This is a genomic window from Streptomyces sp. 3214.6 (genome assembly GCF_900129855.1).
GTDB classification, from domain to species: domain Bacteria; phylum Actinomycetota; class Actinomycetes; order Streptomycetales; family Streptomycetaceae; genus Streptomyces; species Streptomyces soliscabiei.
Map to the genome: position 1 here is coordinate 9,181,794 of NZ_LT670819.1, position 23,151 is coordinate 9,204,944.

The 23,151-nt window shown below is 72.6% G+C and carries 9 protein-coding genes; 1 reads left to right on the top strand and 8 read right to left on the bottom strand.

The window, feature by feature from the left end; translation table 11 throughout:
* Position 1 precedes the first annotated feature (1 nt).
* The 8 genes from B5557_RS41555 to B5557_RS41590 form a co-directional block, all read right to left on the bottom strand.
* Positions 2-1,768, bottom strand: coding sequence for an acyl-CoA dehydrogenase family protein (locus B5557_RS41555; RefSeq protein WP_079664364.1), 1,767 nt, complete (start codon positions 1,766-1,768; stop codon positions 2-4).
* 11 nt (positions 1,769-1,779) lie between these two features.
* Positions 1,780-3,495, bottom strand: a complete 1,716-nt coding sequence (locus B5557_RS41560) for an acyl-CoA dehydrogenase family protein (protein WP_079664365.1) — start codon at positions 3,493-3,495, stop codon at positions 1,780-1,782.
* The gene (locus B5557_RS41565) at positions 3,492-5,117 is read right to left on the bottom strand and encodes a PfaD family polyunsaturated fatty acid/polyketide biosynthesis protein (RefSeq protein WP_079664366.1); all 1,626 of its coding nucleotides are present in this window, start codon (positions 5,115-5,117) and stop codon (positions 3,492-3,494) included. The genes B5557_RS41560 and B5557_RS41565 overlap by 4 nt, the downstream gene beginning before the upstream one ends.
* A gap of 35 nt (positions 5,118-5,152) precedes the next feature.
* A complete protein-coding gene (locus tag B5557_RS41570) occupies positions 5,153-12,520 on the bottom strand; it encodes a beta-ketoacyl synthase N-terminal-like domain-containing protein (protein ID WP_079664367.1) in 7,368 nt (2,455 codons plus the stop codon).
* Positions 12,521-12,627: 107 nt separating this feature from the next.
* A complete protein-coding gene (locus B5557_RS41575) occupies positions 12,628-19,572 on the bottom strand; it encodes a type I polyketide synthase (RefSeq protein WP_079664368.1) in 6,945 nt (2,314 codons plus the stop codon).
* Positions 19,573-19,653: 81 nt separating this feature from the next.
* On the bottom strand, positions 19,654-20,511 hold the full coding sequence (locus B5557_RS41580; RefSeq protein WP_079664369.1) for a thioesterase domain-containing protein: 858 nt from the start codon (positions 20,509-20,511) through the stop codon (positions 19,654-19,656).
* A complete protein-coding gene (locus B5557_RS41585; RefSeq protein ID WP_079664370.1) occupies positions 20,495-20,761 on the bottom strand; it encodes an acyl carrier protein in 267 nt (88 codons plus the stop codon). Before B5557_RS41585 ends, B5557_RS41580 begins: the two co-directional genes overlap by 17 nt.
* A gap of 527 nt (positions 20,762-21,288) precedes the next feature.
* A complete protein-coding gene (locus tag B5557_RS41590) occupies positions 21,289-22,098 on the bottom strand; it encodes an AraC family transcriptional regulator (RefSeq protein ID WP_231976164.1) in 810 nt (269 codons plus the stop codon).
* 235 nt (positions 22,099-22,333) lie between these two features.
* Between B5557_RS41590 and B5557_RS41595 the strand changes: the two genes are divergently transcribed.
* A complete protein-coding gene (locus B5557_RS41595) occupies positions 22,334-23,122 on the top strand; it encodes an IclR family transcriptional regulator (RefSeq protein WP_079664372.1) in 789 nt (262 codons plus the stop codon).
* Positions 23,123-23,151 lie beyond the last annotated feature (29 nt).

Genomic DNA, 23,151 nt, shown 5'->3' on the forward strand with positions numbered 1-23,151 from the left:
CTCAGCTGTGGGCCAGCGGGAACTGCCAGTACGAGAACAGCCGGTGCTCCCGGTACTGGTGGCGCAGCACCCGCATCACCTCGTCGATGTCCGCCTGGTCGGTGATCGACTCGTGCGGGCGCAGCTGCCGGCGCAGCCGCTCCAACTGGAGCAGCAGTACGGCCGCGTTGGGCAGCGGGTCCTCCAGCACCTCGTGCGAGTGGACATAGGTGAGCACGCAGGCCGCGGTGGTGTGCAGCAGGCAGTACTGCTTGGCCAGGTCGAAGAGCTCGGCGCTCTGGCCGTACTCGCGACCGAGCCGGGCCTGGAGCGCGGTGCGTTTCTCGGCCAACCCCTCGGCGTGGTCCAGCAGTTCCTGCGCCGCGTCGGCGGCGCGCAGCAGCTGGCCGCGCTCCTCCTCCTTGGCGTCCATGGCCAGCTCCCGCAACCGGGCGAGCCCGTCGGGGGCGGCAAGCAGCGCGTCGTCCGCGCCCCGGCTGAACAGCTCCTGCTTCCACGGCTCGTACACCGGCAGTGGCCGGTGCATGCCGAACAGCGTGGCGGCCCGCTCGGCGGCCCGCGCCCTGGTCGCCTCGTCGGCTCCCCTCGCGCCGTCCAGCAGCCCGCCCAGCTGCTGGCCGAGGTTGCGCAGGTTCACCACCGTGTTGCCGTCGGCGAAGTTGGCGACCAGCAGATCGCGCAACTTCTTCTGGAAGATGCCGTAGCGCGGATGGCCGCGCAGGAAGAAGCGGGCACCGAGCACCACGCTGAGCTGGGACACCGTGCGTTCCAGCAGGGTCGGCAGGAAGTACTTGGCGACGGACGTCCACACGCTGGTCTGCTCGGGGGCCGCCTGGAGGCTGCGGACCGCCCCGAGGCTCACCGCGTCGCAGATCATCAGGTCCGCGAAGGCCTCCGTGAGCTGACGGCGGCTGTAGGGGATGTCGCTGACGGCCTGACCGAAGATCATCCGCTGCTCGGTGAAGTCCAGCGTGAGGCGCAGCGCCGTGTCGGCCGCCGACATCGCCAGGCCGTTGATGACCGCGCGGGCGGCCTGGGTGGCCTTCAGGGCGATCTCCAGGCCCTGGCCTTCAGCGCCGATCAGGTTCTCCGCCGGCACGAACGCGTCGTCGGCGCGCAGCCCGCTGATGTCCATCCCGCGCAGCCCGTGCAGCTGCTCGCGGGGCAGCTCCCGGATGGTGTCGGCGGGGGTGCGCGCCTTGTCCAGGACGAGGATGGAGAAGGCCCCGGGTCCGGGCCGTTCGCCGGTCCGCACGAACAGCGTCATCCGGTCGGCCATGGTGGCAGTGCCGATCAGCCACTTCTCGCCGCTGACGAGATAGCCGCCGTCCACCTTGCGGGCGGTCATGTCACTGGCCAGGAGATCGCTGCCGTGGGCGCGTTCGGACAGCCCCCAGGACATGCTGTGGCCGTCCTTCATGTCCGCGATCAGCCGGCGCTTCTGCTCGTCCGTGCCACCGATCCACACCGGCATGAACGCGAGGTTGTTGATCACCATGGCGGTGGCCGTGGACGAGCAGCGGCGGGCGACGATCCGCGCCAGGTTGAACCCGGTCTCCACGTTCCCGGCCCTGCCGCCCTGGGCGCCGGGCAGCGAGTACTCCGGCACGCCCCACCGGCGCACCATGCTGACCAGCGCGAACGGGTACTCCTCCCGCTCGTCGTAGGCCATCACCTGGTCGAACGGCATCCGGCTGGACGGATCGTGCGGATCACCGAGAAAGCTTTCCAACCGCGCTGCGAGCGCCGTCAGTTCGTTCTTTGGCATGGGTGCTCCTGTCAGGAGGTCTCGTGCCGCCGGGCGGCCAGGGCGACGGGCAGGGCGGTGAACATCCGGTTGCTCTCGCGCAGCGCCAGTACCGCGTCCAGCGCGGGCAGCAGCGCGGTGCCGCGCCGGCGCGGGTCGGTGCCGTCGGCACGGGCCAGGAGATAGCCGAGGGCCGCGCCCAGCCAGCCGGGGGAGCCCGGTGCCGCGCCGTACAGGGAGCGGTCCCGGTTCGCCCACCACAGGCGTAGGCAGGCGGCGGCGCCGTGCAGCCAGGCGTACCGCTCGGCGAGGTCCACCAGGTCGTTCGGGTCGGCGCCGCGGGCGGTGGCCCGCTCGGTCTGCACGCCGAGCGCGGCCACCTGCCCGGCCAGCTCGGCGACCAGCCCCGCGGTGGGGCCGTCGTCCTCCCGCAGCACCTCGCCGACGGCCTCGGCCAGCTCTCCGAGGCCGCCCAGCACCGGGTCGGCGCCACGGGTGACGAGATCGAAGAGGGCAGGCCGGTACGGCGGGAGCGGGGCGCCCGGCGTGAAGACGCTCTCCAGCACGTCCGGCTTCACCTCCGTGCCGCCGGCCGACAGCGTGCGGATCTGCCCCGCGTAGGAACGCAGGTTGGCCAGCGGGCTGGCGTCGATGACCCGCACCACCTGGGCGTCGCGCTGCAGCTTCTGGAACAGCCCGGCGCCCGGCGCCCCGGCCCGCAGCACCGAACGTGTGGCGAGCACCGTCCCACAGCGCCGGACCAGCTCCTCGCTCGCCTCGGCCACCACGTGCTTGGCCGCCGGACCCCACACGCTGAAGGCCTCCGGCAGCGCGTGCACCCCACGGGCCGCGGCCAGCGCGACCGCGTCCACGGCGATCAGCGCGGCCGAGGCGGCCGCCAGATCCCGGCGCGCATACGGCGTCTCGCACAGGACGGCCCGCCCGAACCGGCGCTCGACGGCGAAGTCCAGGGTCAGCCGCACCGCGGAGTCCGCGATGCCCAGCGAGCCGGCCATGCTCATCAGCCGGACCGCCTGCTGCGCCTTGATGGCGACCTCCAGGCCCTCGCCCACCCTGCCGACCCGGGCTGCCTCCGGCACCGGCAGTCCGGTGAACCGCAGATGCGCGAAGTCCATGCCACGCATCCCGCCGGTGCGTGGCGAGGGCACCCGGGTCAGGCCGCTGATCTCCGCCGACTCGTCGACGTCCAGCAGGAACGAGGAGAAGGCACCGGGCCCGCGCTCCCCGGTCCGGGCCACCACGTAGACGGCGGCACAGCGCTGCCCGTTGCCGACCATCCACTTCTCGCCGTGCAGCGTCCCGTCGTCGGCCAGCCGTACCTCGCCCGCCAGCAGATCGCTGCCGTGCTCCGCCTCGGACAGCCCGAACGCCACCGCCCCGCCGTCGCGCAGGATCTTCGCGACCCGCTCGCGCTGCTCCGGGCTGCCGTGGATCTGCAGACAGCTCGCGGCGATGATGCTGAACATGGTGCCCGGCATGACGTTGACGTCGCGGCGGGAGGCGGCCCGCACCAGGGCGATGCTGCGGTCGAACGTCTCGAAGGAACCGCCCCACTCCTGGGGCAGATAGGCGAGATGGAAGCCCGTCCCTCGCAGCGCCGCGCACAGCTCCTCGGGAAACGCGTCGGCCTCGTCGCGGGCCACCGCCGCCGCGAACCCGTACGGATTGTCGTCGTCGTACGGATCGCCCAGCGTCTCCTCCAGCGCCTCGGGCGTCAGCGCGCTCATCGGGCACCTGCCGGGGTCTGGCCCGCCGGGGTCTCCAGCGGAACCGGACGGTAGTCGGCGCAGGCCGACGGGATGCCCACCCCGGCGACGCGCAACTGGGCCAGCCGGGTGTGGAAGGCGGCGCCCCGCAGCAGGTGATGCGCCACGTCGGCGGCCCTGCGGTTGGCGGGGTTCTTCAGATAGCTGCCGGTCACCCAGTCGTTGAAGCCGCCCATCGCCGGGCCGCACCAGATCTGGTAGTCCATGCTCCGGTCCTCGTCACCGGTCACCGCCCAGCGTGAGGCCATGCCCAGATACCAGCGGAAGACGAGCGCCATCCGACGCTTGGGATTGCCGGCGGCACGGGTGAGCTGTTCGGGGTCGCGGCGCTCGAAGTAGCCCACGCACTCCTGCCAGACCTCCTCCAGCGGACGCCGGAAGATCTGCTGCTCCAGCTTGGCCCGCTCGTCTGCCGGGATCGCCTCCAGGCTGTCGAAGGCCTGGTAGAGCTGGTACAGGCGACGGGCGCGCATCGGGAACAGCGTGCCCTTCTTCAGCACCTGGAGCTCCACGCCCATCTCGAACATGTCGGCGGCGGGCGCCATGTCGCAGTCGGCGATGCCCGCCTCGGCCAGCTTCGCCCGCGCGGCCGGGGACGCCCCGGACTCCAGGCACGACTGGTTGACGGACCCGGTGACGACATAGGCGGCGCCCATCGAGAAGGCCGCGGCCACCGCCCCGGGGGTGCCCAGTCCACCGGCCGCACCGACCCTCACCGGCACCGGGTAGCGGTGCTCGCGCTGGACGGCGTCCCGCAGCCTGAGCAGGGTGGGCAGCAGCACCGGCAGCGGCCGACGGTCCGTGTGGCCGCCGGAGTCCGCTTCCACGGTGATGTCGTCGGCCAGCGGCACATGGTGGGCGAGCCCGGCCTGCTCCGCGGTGATCAGCCCTTCCGCCAGCAGCGCGCTCACGAGGGCCGCGGGCGCGGGGCGCATGAAACGCTCCGCGGTCTCGGGCCGCGACACCTTGGCGATCAGCCGGTTCCCGGCGATCACCCGGCCGTCGGCGCCCCGGGTCAGCCCGGCCAGCCGGTAGCGCACCACGTGCTGGGTGAGATCCATGTAGGCGGACGCCTCGACACAGCGCACACCGTGCGCGAGGAACAGCTCCACCGCCTCCCGCTCGAGTCGCTGCTCGCTCGGCGAGTGGATCAGGTTGACGGCGTACGGCAGACCGGGGATCTCGGCGGCGAACCGGGTGAGCGCCTTCGCGATCGTCTCCGGCAGCAGGCCGGCCGCGCCGTAGGACGCCAGACACCCGGCCCGGGCCAGCGCGATCACGAGGTCCGCGGAGGCGATGCCGCCCGCCATGGCGCCGGCCATGTACGGCTGGCTCACCCCGTGGGCGGCGAGGAACGCGGCGGAGCCCAGGCGGTGCGGCGGCAGCGGCTGGGCCGCGGCGAGCACCTCGGGTCCCGCTCCGCCGGCCACCGCGGCGCCGCCGGACACCACACCGGTTCCGCCCGGGGTCCGGACGACGAAGCAGGGGGCCTCCAGTTCGGCCAGAGCCTGGTAGACGCTCGCGGAGTCGGTGCTCGGGTACCCCTCTCCGGACCAGCGGAGCGGGGGCACGTGCATGGTCATGAAAACGCAGCTCCTTGTGCTGGACGGGCGTCCGGTCAGGCCTCGGCGGCGGAGTCGTCGGCGCAGGAGCGCACCTCGATCGCCACATCGGTGAGTTCGTAGATCCGCAGGCCGGGCTTCCACAGGTCCGCGTCGGCGATCAGCAGCACCCGGTCCGCCTCCCGGCGGATCTCCTTGATGTGCACGTCGAACCGGAGCTCCCGGTCGTCGCGCAGGATCTGACCCCGGTACTTCCACTTCATCTCCACGTCGGTCGCCATGGCGAAGCGCGGGCGCTCGACGCCCTCGGCGAGACCCCGCTCCAGCACGAACAGCCGCATCGCCTGGAGCACCGCCTCGACGCCGAGTGAGCCGGGCATCACCGGGTCACGGTGGAAGTGGCAGTCGAAGTACCACTCGTCGGGGCGGATCTCCCGGTAGCCGGTCAGATAGCCGGCGCCGTGCCGGCCCCCGTCCTCGACCAGGTCGACGCGGTCCACGAGCTGGAAGTGGCCGCCGGGCAGCCGCAGCCGGCCCAGTGCCGGATCGGTGAACACCGGGGCGTCCGAGGGCAGTTCGATCCGGCGCACCCGGTCGTCGGTCAACCGGCCGTGCTCCCGCTCCTGTTCGAGCCACGGCGCGACGTATGTGCCACTGTCCAGGCCCACCTGGTTGGCCAGGGCGTCGTCGCTGAAGTAGCCGAAGAGCGACTCGCCGGTGTAGAAGACCTCGCCGTCGGCGGACAGTTCGTAGGAGAAGTTCTGCAGGACGGCCCCGGAGACCGCGCTCGTCATCAGCAGCCGGGAGTGGTGGCGGATGGTCTTGCCCCGCAGGTCCACGTCCTTGACGAGCGTGGCGCGGCCGTCGAGGTTGCGGATGGCGTACTCCTCCTGCGGCTGCTTCAGGGTGGCGCCGAGGTAGTAGCCGAGGAAGATGGCCGCCTGGAGCGAGGACTCCATGTACACGCAGTTGGGCATGTGCGGGTGGGAGTTGTGCAGGTAGTACCAGGCGTCGGCCGGCGAGTCGTACTCGGTCACCATCTCCGCTCCGGGGCGCAGATCGCCGCGGGTGCCGGTGAGGGACATGACCCGGTCGACGAACTGGAAGTCCCCGTTGGGGATGTAGGGCGCCCGGCGCGTGCGGTAGACCTCGAACTCGGGGCCCATCGCCATGTCCAGCTGCCCCTTGGCCGCGTGCGCCAGATGCAGCTCGTTGATCATCGCCGGCTCGCCGTCGCGGTTGCGGCGGCCGAGGAACCGCGGCACCCCGCCGGTCTCCGGCCGGTACGGCGTGCCCTCCTTCTCCTGGATCTTCAGGCCCAGGTTCTTCATCCGGACGACCGGCTTGTCGCCCAGGTAGATGAGGACGTCGGCGACCACGGTGGGCCGGGGCAGCAGGGTCAGCTCCATGACCTCGATCTCGTAGCGGATCTCCCGGTCGCGCGGGGTGATCTGACCGCGCACCTGGACGTCGATCCGCCGGTCGGTCACGGTCTGGAACCGGGCGTCGGGCAGGGTGAGGTGCATGCCCTGGTGCAGCAGATAGATCTGGAGCAGCTGGACCGCTCCCTCGGCGACCAGGGACCCGGCGAGCACCGGGTCGTCGGGGAAGTGGCAGGTGAAGTACCAGGCGTCCGGCTGCAGTTGCTTGGTCGCGCTGATCCTTCCGATGCCGCGCGGTCCGCCGGTGCGGTCGACGGTGACCTCGTCGATCATCCGCAGCATCTCGTGCGGGAGCCGCAGCGACGGGTTGACGCCCGGGTCCTGGGCGTGGTCCGGACCGAAGACGTCACCGGGGCGGCCCTGCGCGAGCAGTTCCAGGTCGGCCCGGGTGAGGTGGTTGTGGTCGGTGTAGGCCAGCGGCTTGAACGACGTCCTGGTGAGCGCGGCGCGTGCGGCCTTCTCCTTCGCTGTCATCACGACGCCCAGCGGCGTGGCCAGCTCCGCCTCGCTGAAGAAGCCGGCGCAGGCGTCCTTGAGTTCGAGGATCAGCTCGCCGTCGGCGTAGCAGAGGTAGCTGAAGAAGAAGAGCGTGGTGTCGCCGTTGTGGACGAAGCGGTCGATGGAGATGTCGTAGCGGAGGGTCTGTCCGGTGCGGGGCAGGTCGCCGTGGAAGATCAGGGAGCTGTCGAGCAGACGGTAGACGCGGTCGCCGCGGTTCTTGAAGTCGATGCCGAGGTAGCTGACCAGGAGCAGGTCGCACTGTCCCGCCTCGACGGTCACCGCCGGCGGGACGCCGCCGTCCACCGCGTACCAGGCGTCCTCCGGCACGTCGTACTCGGTGGTGATCGTCGCGGGTTCGAAGACACCGGTCTCACCCTTGAGGGCCGTGACCCGGGTGACGAAGTGGTACGGGGGCGCCGGGAGACGCACGCGTTTGCCGTAACCGTCGATGGGCGCGAACTTCTCGCCGAAGACCTTGGCGATGGAGCCGGTCGCGAACTCCAGCAGGTCGGCCTCGTCCCAGATCTCGTCGCCGGTCCTGACCGGGGGAGCGGGGGGCTGCGGCGCCGGGGCGAGGGCCTTGGGCGCGTGGGCGGGTGAGACCGGAAGGGGAAGGGCGGCGGGCGGGACCGGAAGGGCGGCGGGGGCGGCCGCGGCGGGCCGGACGGCCGGACGTCGTACGGGCGAGGCGGTCGGGGCGGCCTGGGCCGTCGGGGTGCCTCCCGCGTCGAGCAGGGCCTCGGCGCGGCTGAGGGTGGCCTGCTGGAGGACACGCTGGGTCTCCATGACCACCGAGTGCGTGGTGACGATCTGCTCGCGCAGTTCACGGATGACGTCCGCGGTCGTCGTCGTGGCGGGCGCCGCGGCCGGCTGAGGCCGGGGCGCCGGGCGGGACGGGGCCGCGGGGCGGTCGGCCGGGGTGGCGGGCTCCTGCGGCGCCCAGGGCAGGAACGCGATCGGGTCACCGTCGAAGGTGAGGGACTCGGGGTCGGCGAGCGTCGGGTCAGCGGGCATGGGCGCTGGCTCCTCCAACGGAACAGGAACAGGAACAGGAGAGACGGGCGGTACGGGAGGCCCGGCCGGTGCTTCGGGCAGGCCGGGCCGGCCGGGCAAAGTCGAGGCGGCTGCTGTCGTGGACCCGGCGGATGCCGCTGGTGCGGCGGACCGTGCGGCGGGGACCGGTGCCGCGGACCGCGCGGCGAGCGGGGCCAGTTCCCTTGCCCCGCGGGCGACCCGGGCCGGAATCGGCTCGCCCCCGCCCACCCGGACCTGCCGGCGGGCCGGCGCCGCGGCCGGCTCGGGGCCGAGCAGCGCGGCGAGGTCGACGGGCAGACCGTGACCGACCAGCCGGGCCACCAGCTGGGCCACCGACCTGGCGGCGGAGCTGCCCCGCCGGTCCACGGGCACGGCCACGTGCGCCGCGTCGCCCAGCGTGTCCCGCACCCAGCGGGAGCAGGTCGCGCTGGGGCCGACCTCGATGAAGTAGCGGTAACCGGCGTCGTAGGCGGTGTGCACCAGACGGGGGAAGTCGATCGTGGACCGCAGGGTGTGCGCGATCCGCCGGGAGATCCGCTCGCGGTCCAGGCCGGGCAGCGCCTGGTAGTCGTAGGCGCTGAACAGCTCCAGATCGCCGAGGGAGCCGGTCGGGTAGTCGTTCAGGCCGGCCAGACCGTCGAGTTCGGCGTCCACGGCGGGGGCGTGCATCACGGCGTTGACCGGGGAGCGGGCCGCCGGGCAGCCCACGTCCTTGATGAGGGCGCGGCACTGGGCGGGATCGCCCGCGATCACCAGTTCGCCGGGCGTGTTGACATGCGTGAGGAACACCCGGTCGTACCGGGTGAGGGCCTCGCGCACCGTCTCCGCGTCGGCCAGCAGCACATGGCTGCCCCACACCTCCTGGTCCGGGGTGTCCTCCGGCAGTCCCCACAGCTCACGCACCGTGCGGCGCGGACCGCACAGACGGTCGCGGAAGATCGGCGTATCGCTGATCAGGTTGTCGCGGCGGCCCTCCGACAGCCAGCCCCCGGTGGCGAACAGCATGCTGGACTCGCCCAGGCTGTAGCCGAACCCGCCCTGGACGGGGACGCCGAGGACCTCACGGACCAGCTCGGTGTACAGGATGGCGAAGCTGGTGCCGGTGGCGAGCATGAACGGGATGTCGTCGCCGAGCGCCGACTCGTGCTCCATCAGTTCGCGCCGCCCGGAAGCGGTCTGCGTCCGCGGGTACAGCAGACGCTCGCGCAGCAGCCGGGCGGGTTCGTCGGTGCGGGCCTCGAACCGGTCCAGCAGCCCGGGGAAGGCCCGGAAGAAGTCCCGCCCCAGGCCGGGGTAGGAGTTGAAGGCGCCCGGATAGACCAGCGCCACCTTTCCCTGCGGGCCGATCGGGCGGCCCGTGGCGAACGACCCGGCCGGCGTGGCCCACTCCTCGCCGCGTGCCAGCGCGGCGGGCAGACCGCGGGCCGCCAGCTCCAGCTGGTGGGCGAGCTCGGTCCCGTCTGCGCCGACGAGCACGGCGCGCAGCGCCCCGTCCGGCAGCGCGGCGGCGGCCGTCCGGGCCAGCGCACCGGGGTCGGCGCCCTCGGCCAGCAGTTTCCGGTGCCGCTCGACCGAGTCCAGCAGCCCGTCCACCGTGCCGGCGGACAGTGGCAGCAGCACCGGGCCGCCGGCCCGCCGCCAGTCGGCCGTCACCGTGCGGCCCCTGGTGGCGTCGGCGGACAGCACCAGATGACCGTGGGCGCCGTCGGCGCCGATGACGTCGACCGCCGCGTACCGGCGGTCCTTGCCGTGCGCCCGCAGCCACGGCCGGGAGTACTCCGGCACATAGAGTGCCGACGCGGCGAAGACGTCGGTGAGTTCCGCCGCGGGCCGGCTCCAGCCGGGCACGCCGGGCAGATAGCCGTGGTGCAGGCAGAGCACCGTGCGGATCAGGCCGGCCATGGCGGCCGCGCAGCCGGTGTCGCCGAGCTGCGCCTTGGCGCTGCCCAGGGCCGTACTGCCGGCGCCGGCCGGGTAGACGCGGGCCAGGGCGTCGAGTTCGGCCCGGTCCTGCTCGGCGGATCCGCCCGCGTGGGCCTCCAGGTAGCCGATGTCGGCCGAGGTCACCCCGGCCTCCGCGAGGGCGGCCTCGACGGCCTCGGCCATCGGCTCCACGGCGGCCTCCGGCACGGTGCCGTCGACGGGCATGGCGTGGCGCACGGCCAGACCGTCGAGCCGGGCGTAGACCCGGCCGCCGACGCCGGGGCGGGTGACCACCACGGCGCCCGCGCCGTCGCCGACCCGCCGCCCCGGCCCGCCCTCGCCGAAGGACAGCCCGGCCTCGGCGACCGCCCCGGGACGCAGCAGGGACTGCTCGGCGGAGCCCGCCAGGTCGACCGCGCCGACCAGGACGGCCTCGATGCCCGGGTCGAGCAGCAGCAGCCGGGCGATCTCCAGCGCCTCGACCGTGCCCGCGGCATGCGCGGAGACGGTGAAGGACGGGCCGGTCAGATTCCACAGCGAGGAGATCTTGCTGGCCATCACGTTGCCGATGAAGCTGAGCACCTCGTTGGTGCTCACCGTGTCGGCCACCGCCTCCCGGGACAGCGCGACCAGCGCGGCCCGCTGCTCCTCGGTCGGATCGAGGCCGGCCCGCTCGAACTCACGGCGCAGGAAGTCGCCGAGGCCGTACCGGGCGATCCTGGCGTGGGTGTAGGGCTCGATCTCCATGTTCACCACGACGGCGATCCGCCGCGGCGGGGGCGCCGACTGCCCCTCGGCGGGCGCCCGGCTGAACCCGGCGTCACGCAGCGCCTCGTCGGCCACCTTCACCACCAGCGCCTGCTGGAGGTTGTACATCCGCAGGTCGGCCGGGGGGATCCGGAGGTCCAGCGGGTCGATGCCGACCCCGTCCACGAAGCCGCCGACCGGCAGCGGGTCCGGTCCCATCCCCACCCGGTCCAGGGAACCGCCGGGGGTCTGCTCCAGACCGCGCCAGCGCCGCTCGGGCAGGTTGCGGAAGGCGTCGGCGCCGTCGTGCACGGAACTCTCGAAGGCCTCCAGCGACTCGAAGGAGCCGAAATGGGCGCCGAGCCCGATGATGTCGAGGTCGGGGGCGGTCACCGGCGGACCGTCCGCCGCCTCCGGCCGCTCGGCGGGCGCGGAGAGCACGGCGTGTGCGTTGGCGCCGCCGAAGCCGAAGGCGGACACCCCGGCCCGGCGCGGCCCGGCCCCCTGCGGCCACTCCCGCCCGGTCCGCACCAGGACGTCGGCGCCGACCCGGCCGTCCTTGGAGGTGACGGGCTGCTCGACGCCGATGGTGGGCGGGATGTGGCCCTCGCCCATGGCGAGTACGACCTTGAGCAGGCCCGCGAGACCCGCCGCGGTCAGCAGATGCCCGATGTTGCCCTTGACGGAGCCGATCAGGGGCACCCGTCCCCGGCCGCCGAAGAAGGCGCTCACGGACTCGGCCTCGGTGCTGTCGCCGATCGGTGTTCCGGTGGCGTGGCACTCCACGTAGTCGATCTCGGCCGGGTCGAACCCGGCCTGCGCGTAGGCGAGTTCGTAGGCCTGGAGCTGGCCGGCCGCCTGCGGGACGAGCAGATGACGGCCGCTGCCGTCGTTGGACAGGCCGACGCCGTCCACCACGGCGTGGATCCGGTCGCCGTCGCGCACCGCGTCCGCCAGCCGTTTCACCGCGAGCATGCCGGCGCCCTGACTGGTGACAATGCCGCCGGAACGGGTGTCGAAGGGCTGACTGAACCCGTCCTCGGGGTAGGCGTGCAGATCCGAGAAGGACACGTGCAGCAGGCGCGGGTCCGGGGCGCAGACACCGCCCGCGAGCACCAGGTCGACGCGCCCGGTGTCCAGGTGATGGCAGGCCAGCTTCAGCGCGTACAGGGCGGAGGCACAGGCGGCGTCGAGGGCGTACCGGGGGCCGCCGAGGCCGAGGGCGGCGGCCGCCACCCCGGCGGGGGAGCCGCTGACGCGGGCGTTCTCCGGTAGCAGGGCGCTGCGGTCGACGAGCGCCTCGGGGCCCGCCAACCCGTCGAGCGCGGGCAGCCCGGCCTGGCGCAGACCCGCCAGCACCGCTTCCTGGAACAGTGGCACGCTCCCCTCGGCCGAGACGGGGGTGGGCAGGGAGTAGTTGCCGAGGATCAGGCCGGTCCTGGCCAGCACCTCGGGCCGGTCGGCGTGACCGGAGTCGCGCAGCGCCTCCCGGGCCACATGGAGCGACCAGTGGAACAGCCGGTCGAGCCGGGCCAGCCGGTCGGGGGCGATGAGATAGCCGGCCGAGTCGAAGGCGAAGTCGTCGATGAAGCCGCCCTGGTGGCAGTAGATGGGGTGGTCCGGGTCGGCGTCACGGGCGTTCGGCGCCGCGCCGAAGATCTCCTCGCCTCCTTCCCGGCGGCTGTCCACCCCGGCACGGAGGTTCCGCCAGAATCCGGCGGGCGAGGCGGCGCCCGGGAACAGGCAGGAGAGGCCGACGATGGCGTAGGTGTTCATGAGAGCTGGGATCCCTTCTGAGGGGACCGCCGGTCCGGACGGCTCCGGGGTGCGGCTGGGAGAGCCGTGCGGACCGGCGATCGCCTGCGTCTGTCGCTCCTGGACGGTCAGTCGTTGACGAACTTGGCCGCGAGCTGGGGAGCGGAGACCACCGAGACCCCGTCGAGACGGGCGAGGACCTGCCCGTCGGGAGTGCAGGCGGTGATGGTGAAGGAGGTCGTCGTCTCGTCGGAGGAGACGGGCTCCACCACGACCAGGAAGGGCTCGGCGTCGGGCAGCCGCCGGTGCAGCACGGCGCCCTCCACCGACAGCGGCAGCCCGGCCGCGTCACGGAAGAGGCTGCCCCACACCAGACCGGCCTGCAGCAGCAGGTCGGCGGTGCCGGGGACGTACCGGGAACTGTCGAAGGCGCCTGCCGCCGGGTGGAGTTCGGGCAGGTCGCACTCCAGGACCAGCCGGGACCGCTCCTCGGTCAGCACCCGGCGCACGCCCCGCAGCGCGGGCCCGTGGAACAGGGTGCCGTCGTGGTAGAAGTCCGAGGCGTCCCGGCCGCCGCCCAGTCCGGGCAGCCCGGTGACCTCGGTCGCGACGGGCGCCGCGCCGGGCACGACCACCGCGCCGTAGCGGGGCCGTACGGTGCCGTCCTGCTCGATGCCGCGGATGTCGATCCGTACGGCGTCCCCGGCCGGCGTCATGGTCAGCTGCCACCGCTCCGGCCGGCCGGCGTCGAAGACGACGCCCTTGTAGACGGTGAAGTCCCGCACCACGGCGGCCGTCGTGCCGAACGTGCGCTCCACCGCGGCGAGCGCCCAGCCGAGCGGGATCACCGCCGGCAGCACCGGAACCCCGCCGATCACATGGTCGGCGACCATGGGGTCGTGCTCCAGACCGGCCAGCGGCCGCTCCACGGTGACGGGCGCCGTCGGCAGTGCCGTCTCGCGCTCGGACAGCGGCGTGGTGGGTCCGAGCACGGTCACCAGGTCGTGCGAGCGCTCGGCCGCGAACTGCTCGACGAACATCCGGGCGCCGGTCTCCGACGGGATCAGAACCAGCCCGCGCTCGGCGAAGACGGCCTTCACCTCGGGCGAGACCATCCCGCTGTCCCACGCGCCCCAGTTGAGCGAGGTGACCCGGGCCGCCGGGTGGCGCCGCTTGAAGGACACGGCCCAGGCGTTGAGCACCTCGTTGGCCATCGCATAGTCCGACTGGCCGCGGTTGCCGAAGAAGCCGGCCACCGAGGAGAAGAGCACTACGTGCCGCAGGGCCTCGCCGGGCAGCGCGGCCGTGACCGCCTGCAGACCGTCCAGCTTGGGCGCGAAGACCCGCTCGATCTCGGACGCCTTCTTGTTGCCGATCAATTGGTCCGCGAGGACCCCGGCGCCGTGCACCAGACCGGTGACCCGCTCCCGGTAGGGGGCGAGCGCGGCGGCGGTGGCGGCGGGATCGGTGATGTCCACCGCCAGGTACTCGGCCTGACTGCCGGCCGCGCGGAGCTCCGCCAGCGTGGCGCGGATCTCCCGGGCGCCGGTCACCGCCCGGTAGAGCTGCTCGACCCGCTTCGGCGTGGGCTTCTCCCCACGCCGGTGCAACTCGCCCGCCGCGGCGGCCTTGAGACCGGACTCGGCCACGCCGTTGGCCCAGGCCGGTTCGTCGTCGAGCGGCGTACGGCCCAGCAGGAGCAGTCCGGGCCGGTGACGCCGGGCCAGCTCGGCCACGCAGACGGCGGTGATGCCGCGTCCGCCGCCGGTGACCACCAGGAGATCCTGCTCGGTGAGCTCCGGCGCGGCCGTCTCCGTCGCGGGGTGCGTCGCGTCGCCCAGGGTGAGGGCGACCCGGCGGACGCCGTCCCGGCCCACCTGGACCGGCGAGGCCGCCGCGTCGTAGGCCTCCTCCAGGACCAGTTCGGCGGCCTCGGCGGCGCTGAGCGAGCAGGACAGGTCCAGGGCCCGGCAGAACAGCTCAGGCGCCTCGACCGCGAGGGTCTTCACCAGTCCGCCGACGCCGCCGGCGGGCACCGCCTCTTCGGCGACTCCGTCGAGTCCGAAGGAGCCGTCGAGCCGGGTCACGGTGACGAATGCGGCGCGCTGGCCGCCCGCCGCCGCCTCGCTGAGCGGTCCGACCAGGTGCCGGGCGATCAAGAGGGTGTGGGCCAGTCGGCGCACGCCCTCGGCCCAGGTGAGGCCTTCCGCGGCCCCGAAGCCGAGCACGAGATGGATCTTGTCCTTGCCCAACTGCTCGATGCCGGAGGACAGTTCGGTGGTGCCCCAGCCGCCGAGGGCCACGTCCGCGGCCCCGCTGACGCGCTGCGGCACGCCCGGCAGCCGCAGCACACGCACCTGCCACCCGCTCTCGACGAGCCGGGCCGCCGAGGCCCGCGCCACCTCACTGCCGTCGTCGACGACGAGCGCGGCCGCGCCGTGCGGATAGGCGTCGACCAGCTGGTCCGGCGCCGGGAGCTCCACGAGAGAGGCCTGTCCGCGGCCGATTCCGGCGGGCGCGGGCGCATCGGGGGCGTGAGGTGCTTCGGACGCCGGGAGCGTGGGAGGCACGCTCTGCGGCTCGGCGGCGGGGCCGGAGAGTCCCGCGACGAAGCCGACGATGTCGTTCAGGGTGCGCAGTTCGGCGAGCTGCTCGGGGCCGACGGGGGTGGGGCTGGGGAAGCGTTCCTGGAGGACGCCCATGATCTCGACGCGTTTGATGGAGTCGATGCCGAGGTCCGCCTCGACGTCCATGCTCAGGTCGAGCATGTCGGCCGGGTAGCCCGTCTTGGCGGAGACGACCTCGAGGAGGGCGCCGCACACGTCGTCTGCGGTGGCGGTCGGGGCCGTCGGGGAGGCCTGGGCTGCGGGGGCGGCCACGACCTGCGCCGGGCCGGCGGCGGACGCGTCCGGGCCGCGCAGCTCCAGGACGAAGCCGACGATCTCGTTCAGGGTGCGCAGTTCGGCGAGCTGCTCGGGGCCGACGGGGGTGGAACTCGGGAAGCGTTCCTGCAGGACGCCCATGATCTCGACGCGTTTGATGGAGTCGATGCCGAGGTCCGCCTCGACGTCCATGCCCAGGTCGAGCATGTCCGCGGGGTAGCCCGTCTTCTCCGACACGACGCCGAGGAGGGCGGCGGCGACGTCCTCGGTGCTGACGGCGGGGGCGGGCTCCGGGGCGGTGAGGGTCGCGGCGGCGGCCGGGGTGCGCGGGTTCGCGCTGCCGAGGCTCAGGACGAAGCCGACGATCTCGCTGAGGGTGCGCAGTTCGCCGAGTTGTTCGGGGCCGACGGGGGTGGGGCTGGGGAAGCGTTCCTGGAGGACGCCCATGATCTCGACGCGTTTGATGGAGTCGATGCCCAAGTCCGCCTCCACGTCCATGCCAAGTTCGAGCATCTCCGCCGGGTAGCCGGTCTTCTGCGCCACCACGTCGAGCAGCGCCGCCGCGACGTCGTCCTGCGAGGGGCCGTCGGCCGACGGCGCCTGCGACGGCGCGGGAGCGGACGGAGCCGACGGCTGCGGCTGCGGGCTCACCGCGACGGGGGCCGGCGGAGCCTCGGGAAGCGCGGCCGGAGGCGCCGGGGCCACCGGGGCGGGGGCCGGCTCAAGGGCCGCGGGAGCAGCGGCCGCGGCCGAGGGCAGCTCCACGGGCGCGGACACGGACAGGGCCGCCGGAGCGGCCGGAGCGACAGGCGCCGGGCCTGCCGGAGCCGCGCTCCCCAACTCCATGGCGGCCAGGTCCCGCAGGATCTCGTTGGCCCGGACGTGGGTGCGCCCGATCGCCAGCCCGTGTTCCTTGACCGAGGACACGCCCGGGATCACGGCGTCGACGCGGCCCTGCTCATCGGCTCGCTCGAGCAGCCCCATCATGCGCTGCGCGCTGTCGAGCTGTCCCTGGAGGTAGTCGTCGTGGAGGGCGAGGTGATCGGCGATCAGCGCGGAGAGCCGGTCGTCGGCGGGGGCGGCAGCGGAGGCCGGGGCGGGGGAGGGATGTTCTTCGTGCACGGGCTCGCTCTCCAGGACGTCGGCGGGGACGGGCAGGGCGGCCGCGGGCGCCGTCTGTACGGCGCCGGCCACGGCACCCGAGGTCACGGCGGCGACCGGCGCGGGCAACGGCGCCTCGGCTCGCCGCAGGACCGCAGCGGGCTGCGGGGCGGAGGGTGCGAGGGCGGGCGCCGAGAGGACGCCCGCGAGCGGCCGCGACCCGTCGGCACCGCCCGGCGGCAGACTCACCCGGTAGCCGTTCTCGATCGCGTCGCGATACGCCGCCTTCCGCGTCTCGGGCACATGGTTGATGCCGTTGAGCGCGATGGTCATCCCCTTGACGGGTTCGACGCTCATCGGCTCGGCGGTGTAGCGGTCGTCGGTGGCCAACGGCAGTCCCAGCACGGCCAGTTGGGCCACCGCCCGCTTCAGCGTCAGGTCCGCGTCCGCGCCGCTGCCCGGGTCGAGCTGCACCGCGAAGTGCTCGCGCTCGCCGAGGATGCGCCGGACCAGCTTGGTGAGCACGCCCTTGGGGCCGAACTCGACGAACGTACGGAACCCGGCCGCGTACATCTCCTCGACCCGGTCGGCGAACTCGACCGGCTTGCCGATCTGCTCGACCAGCGTGCGCCGGTTGGCCTCGACGTCCGAACCGTAGGCGGCCCCGGGGGAGTTGGCGTACACCGGTCGCCGGGGCTCATGGATCTGCGCCTCGGCCACCCGGCGTCCGAAGGCCTCCACGGCGTGGGCGACGAACGGGGTGTGGAAGGCCGCCGACACCGGCAGCCGCAGTGCGCGGACGCCTGCCGCCCCGGCCGCCTCCACGAACCGCTCCACCGCGTCGGTGGCGCCTCCGACCACGATCTGGTCCGCGGCGTTGCGGTTGCAGACGGTCAACCCGTCGTGTGCGGCGAGCAGTTCGGCGACCCGCTCCTCGGAGGCGGTGACGGCGGCCATGGCGCCGGCGTCGAAGCCGGCGGGCGCGTCGGCGGGCGGCGCCATCGCGGCGCCGCGGGCCCGGGCCAGCGCGAAGTAGGTGGCGTCGTCGAGGGCGCCGGCGGCCCACAGCGCGGCCAGTTCGCCGAAGCTGTGCCCGAGGAAACCCTCGGCGTCGAAGCCGAGTTCGGTCAGATACCGGTACTGGCCGGCCGCCAGGGCGCCGATCGCGGGCTGGGCGTACTCGGTGCGGCGCAGCTCGCTCTCCTGGGCGGTGCGCGTCATCTCGTCGAACGCGGGGGGCGGGAACGCCACCCGGGACAGCGGGCGTTCGTGCTCCCCGAAGGCCGCGTTGGCCTCGTCGAAGGCCGCCCGCAGCGGGGGCAGCGCCAGCACCGCCGTCCGGCCGGGCTCGACGTACTGGCTGCCCTGGCCGGCGAAGAGCGCGGCCACCTTGCCGAGGGGTGCGTCGCACGCGCGGAAGTAGACGCCCTTGGGATGCGACCAGGAGTCGGCCGAGGGCCGGGTGCGCAGCTCGGCCAGGGCGAGTGCGCGCAGTTCGGCGAGTTCGGCGTCGGAGCGGGCGACGAGCGCGAGCCTGGGGTGACCGGCCGGGGCGGGGGCGGACGCGGGCTCCGCGCCCGCGTCGAGCTCCCTGATCAGACCATTCATGTCAGGTGCATGCCACACGTAAACCCGGCTCACAGGGAACATGACCCGCAGGTCGTCCCCGACACCGTGCTCCTCCATCACCACATGGAAGTTGGTGCCGCCGAACCCGAACGCCGAGACGGCTGCCCGGCGCCGGGGCCGACGCGGGTCGCGGATCCAGGGGCGGGTGCGGGTGCTCACGTAGAACGGGCTGTTCTCCCAGTCCACCGACGGGTTCGGCCGCTCCACGTTGATCGTGGGCGGCAGGAGACGGTGGTGCAGGGAGAGCGCCAGCTTGATCATTCCGGCCGCGCCGGCGGCTGCCTTGGTGTGGCCGATCTGCGACTTCACGCTGCCGACCGCCGCGAACTGCCGGTCCTGGCCGTCCTGCGAGACCACCGCGCTGAGCGCGGACAGCTCGGTCGCCTCGCCGACGGCCGTCCCCGTGCCGTGCGCCTCGAACAGCTCGATGGAGTCCGGGGAGACGTCGGCGTCCTCGTACGCGCGGCGCAGCGCGGCCATCTGGCCTTCCTTGCGCGGGGCGTAGATGGACTTGAAGCGGCCGTCGCTGGAGGAGCCGATGCCGCGGATGACGGCGTAGATCCGGTTGCCGTCCCGCTCGGCGTCCGACAGCCGGCGCAGGGCCAGCATGCCGATGCCCTCGCCGATGAGGGTGCCGTCGGCGTTCTCGTCGAACGGGCGGATGCCGCCGGTCTTGGAGAAGGCGGGCGTCTTGCTGAAGCACAGGTACATGAAGATGGTGTTCTCGGCGTCGCAGCCGCCCACCAGCATCGTGTCCGAGCGCCGCTCCAACAGGTCGCTGATCGCGCTCTTCACCGCGCCCAGCGAGCTCGCGCAGGCGGCGTCGATGGTCATGTTGGTGCCGCCCAGGTCCAGGCGGTTGGCGATCCGGCCGGCGACGACGTTGCCCAGCATGCCGGGGAAGGAGTTCTCCTCCCAGGGCGCGAAGGCCAGTTTGAACTTCTCCGCGATCTCCTCCGCGTCCCGCTCCGAGAGCCCGCAGGAGCGGACGACCTCTTTGAGGACGGGGGTCTGGAGCCGGGTCGACAGCGGCTGGGTGAGCTGGTTGGCGCCGGTCACGCCGAGGATCACACCGGTGCGCGAGGCGTCGTACCACTCCTGGTCGGAGCCCGCGTCCTTGAGCACGTCGCGGGCCACGACCAGGCTCAACAGCTGCAGGACGTCGGTGACTTCGAGGGTGTTCGGCGGCAGGCCGAACTCCAGCGGATTGAAGTCGACGGTGGGGATGAAGCCGCCGCGCCGGGAGTACGTCTTGTCGGGCGCGGTGGGATCGGGGTCGTAGTGCTCCGACACGTCCCAGTGCGTCGCGGGGACGTCCTCGATGCAGTCGGCGGCGGAGACCACGTTCGCCCAGAACTCGTGCAGGTCACGGGACTTGGGATACAGCGCGGACAGACCGACGATCGCGATGGGATCCCGCGCGAGTCGGCGGTCGAGGTCAGAAGGGTGCGAAGCGTTCACGGCGAGGCTCTCTTGGTCGGACGGCGGGGCTTGGACAGCCCGGGTCGGTTCGGGGCCCTGGGGGTGACACGCGTGGAGGGGTCAGACGGTGTGCAGAAGAGGGACGATCACGTCGAAGGCGTCGGCGCGGCCCAGCATCGTGTAGTGGTCGCCGGGCGAGCTGTGCAGCGTCAGGCCGTGCGGGGCGAGCGGCTGCCAGCCGAGGTGCGGGTCGTCCGGAACCAGGCTCCGCTCGGCCTTGACCAGCACGAGGGGGAGCGGAGCGGGGGCGGCTCGGTGCGGGGCCACCAGACGGTTGTTGCGCAGCAGCCCGTCCACGTAGGTGTCGTAGAGCTTGCGCAGGCCAGGCAGCGGGGTGTCCGGGAGCAGGGCCCCGGAGGCGATCGCCGTGTCGAGGACGACGGGGAGTCCGTCGTCGACGCCGCAGCCGGTGAGCCGACCGGGCGGCAGGTCGACGGGGCGGCCCCGCTTCGCGCCCAGATACATGGCGAACCAGCCCAGGAGCAGGTCGGGTTCCAGCGAGTCGTCGGGCTGCTTGTACTCGTCGGTCGGGGCGATGCTGTCGAGCAGTACCAGGCGTTCGGGGCGTCGGTCGGCGGGCATCGCATGGATCATCGCGAGGGCCAGAGTGCCGCCGAAGGACCAGCCGGCCAGGGTGTACGGTCCGTCGGTCGGCCCGAGGGCGACGAGCAGCCGGTCGGCGAGGGCCTCCACGGTGGTCGCCGCCCGGCCCCCGGTCAGCGCGGCTTCCGCGTATTCGGCGACCGCGCTCAGGTCGAGCACGGTCAGCCCGTCGCCCTCCGGGAGCGCGTTCGCGAGGCCGCGGTACACCTGGGCCGCCAGCGCGCCGGGGTGGACGACGTACACGGTGCGCCGACCGGGCGCGGCGGCCCGGAACGACCGGGCGACCGGCGGCGCTGTCTCACGCGGCGGACGCACGCTGAGCGCTCTCCTCGGCCAGGTACGCTGCCAGATCCTTGACCGTCGGGTGGTACCACAGCGTCGTCGTGCTCAGCTCGAAACCGAGCCAGCTCTCCAACTCGCCCGCGAGAATGAGGGCTTCGGTGGAGTCGAGGTCCAGCTCGTCGAAGTAGACCTCGCGCGAGACCTCGGTGGTCGCCACGTCGAGTCGGTGGGCGATCTTCTCGATCAGCCAGCCCTCGGCTTCCGGTGCGGTGACTGCGGGCATGATGCGACGTCCTTTCCTTCGGGCACACCTCCGACAGCGATGGCCGGAGGGCGGATGGATGCTGGTGCAAACGGGGGTGGGTCCGGTGGGCGGCGGCGGACGGCGCGCCAGGGGCGCCTCACCGCTCGCGTGTGCGCTGGGGACCGCCCGGATCTATCACCGGGACGACGCACACATGGCGTGAAAGCGGGGGGTCGAAAGTCCGGACCAGGCTAAATTTCGGGGATTTGAGCTATGCGCAAACTTTCCTGGTGAACGCCGTGGGGGTGCGGCGACTAAAACTCGTCAGTAAGCCGTCGATCGTTCGGTCGTGCTCGATGGTGCAGACCTGCGACTCTGCAGGTGTGGGGAGTGCCTCGGAGTGGCCGCCCGAAGCACGCAGGCCAAGTCTTGCCAGTTTTCGGAATCTTGAACAAGCACTCTTCCGAAGAGTGGAAAGAAATCGAGGTTTACGGGCGTAGACCCGGTGGGGGACTTGTGAAGGCAATAGGTGAAGCGCGGGTGAAGTGCCGGTCGGCACGGCCGCATTACGCCTGATTTCCCACCTTTGCCACCCGTCGGAAGGCACCCGGTGTCATCTGGACGCGCCGTGCGAAGAACTTGCCGAAGTTGGTCACTTCGGAAAATCCGAGCTGTCGGGCGATGGCGCTGATCGGCAGGTCGGAGTGGACGAGCAGATGGCGCGCTTCCAGTGCGACCCGGGCGTCGATGATGTCCTTGGTGGAGGTGCCGGCGACCTCGCGGCAGGCCCGGGCCAGGGCGCGGGTGCTGCAGTTGAGGGCGGTGGCGTAGTCCTCGACCAGCCGGCTGGAGCGGAAGGAGCGGTCCAGCTCCTGGCGGAAGCGCAGGAACAGATCGCCGTTGTCGCCGCTGACCGCCAGGCCGGCGTCGTGGCGCCTGCGGCACATCTGGTCGATGTGGAGCAGCACGACGGCCAGCAGATGCTTCAGCAACTCCTCGCCCAGCCCTTGGTCGGGCAGGTGGAACTCCTCCTGAAGGAGGCTCAGAACCCGCTGCAGGATGCCGAGTTCCTCGTTCTGGAGCTGCCAGTGCGAGGGACGCAGCACATCGTCGAGCATCTGCATGTGGGCGCCCATCCGCAGTGGGAACGCCGTTTCGAACATGATGACGTCGCCGGTCATGCACGCGTCGGGGAGGAGCTGGATCACCTGGTTCGGCCGGGTCCACACCAGCGTCCCGGGCCGGCAGTCGAACTCCGTGGAGTCCACCGTGTAGATGCCCGTGCCCTGCCTGACCAGCATGATCTGGTGGAACTCGAGCCGGTGCGGCGTGGTCAGCAGTGGGGAGAGCGTGAGCAGTTCGTCCAAGGTCGTCACCGCGATACCGAGACCGGGTCGGCAGACAGGTCTGTAGGGGACGACGGGGATCGGTAACGATGCGAAATCGACCATGAGCGTTCCGGAATCGACCTTTCAATGGCCACTTGAGGGTTCAATGATAGAGGTGGTCGCCCGATGCCAGATCACTCCTGGTGCATGTGTGTGCACGTATCTGTGCACGCACGTGTCAGCACGCACCCCAGAACTGAAGGTTGAAGGGACTCTGATCGGGATGACCACTCCCCACTCCGCCACTCCGGAGCGCTCAGTCGTGGACCGGACGCTCAGCATCCTCGGCGCCTTCGACCGGGACAACCGGACCCTGTCGCTCAGCGACCTCAGCCGCCGCTCGGGGCTGCCCGTCGCCACCGTTCACCGCATCGTCAACAAGCTGCACGGCTGGGGCGCCCTCGAACGGTGCGCCGAGGGCGGATACAGCATCGGCCTGCGCCTTTGGGAGACGGCCGTCCTGGCGCCGCGCTCCTCCTCCTTGGCGGAGACGGCGCAGCCACACCTCGTCGCGCTGCACGGGCAGACCTCGGCGGCGGCGACGATCGCCATCCGTGACGGCAAGGAGAGCGTGTGCCTGGCGTTCGTCTCCAACGACCCGGACGCGCCCTCCGCGTACGGCGCACCGGGCCGCCGGCTGCCGCTGAACGTCACCGCGGCGGGACTGGTCCTGCTCGCCCACGCGGGCAGCGCGGTGCAGAACGAGGTGTGCTCCGCCCCCTCGCGCACCCCGACGGGCTTCGCCCACGGCACCCAGCAGCTCAAACAGAGCCTGGCCAAGATCCGCCGGGAGGGCTACGCCGTCGCCCACAGCACGCTGACCGAGGGCCGCAGCGGCCTCGCGGTCCCGATTCGTGACAGCCGCGGGACGGTGATCGCCACCGTCGGGGTCGTGGGCCCCGCCGATCTGATCCAGCCGGCGCGCGTGGCGGCCCCCGTGCGCGCCGCCGCCGCGATGATCCAGCGGTGTGTGCGCAGCGAGGGATTACGCATCACGGAGGTCGGTGCCTGAGCCGATTCCGGGCGGGCCGGGGACTCCAC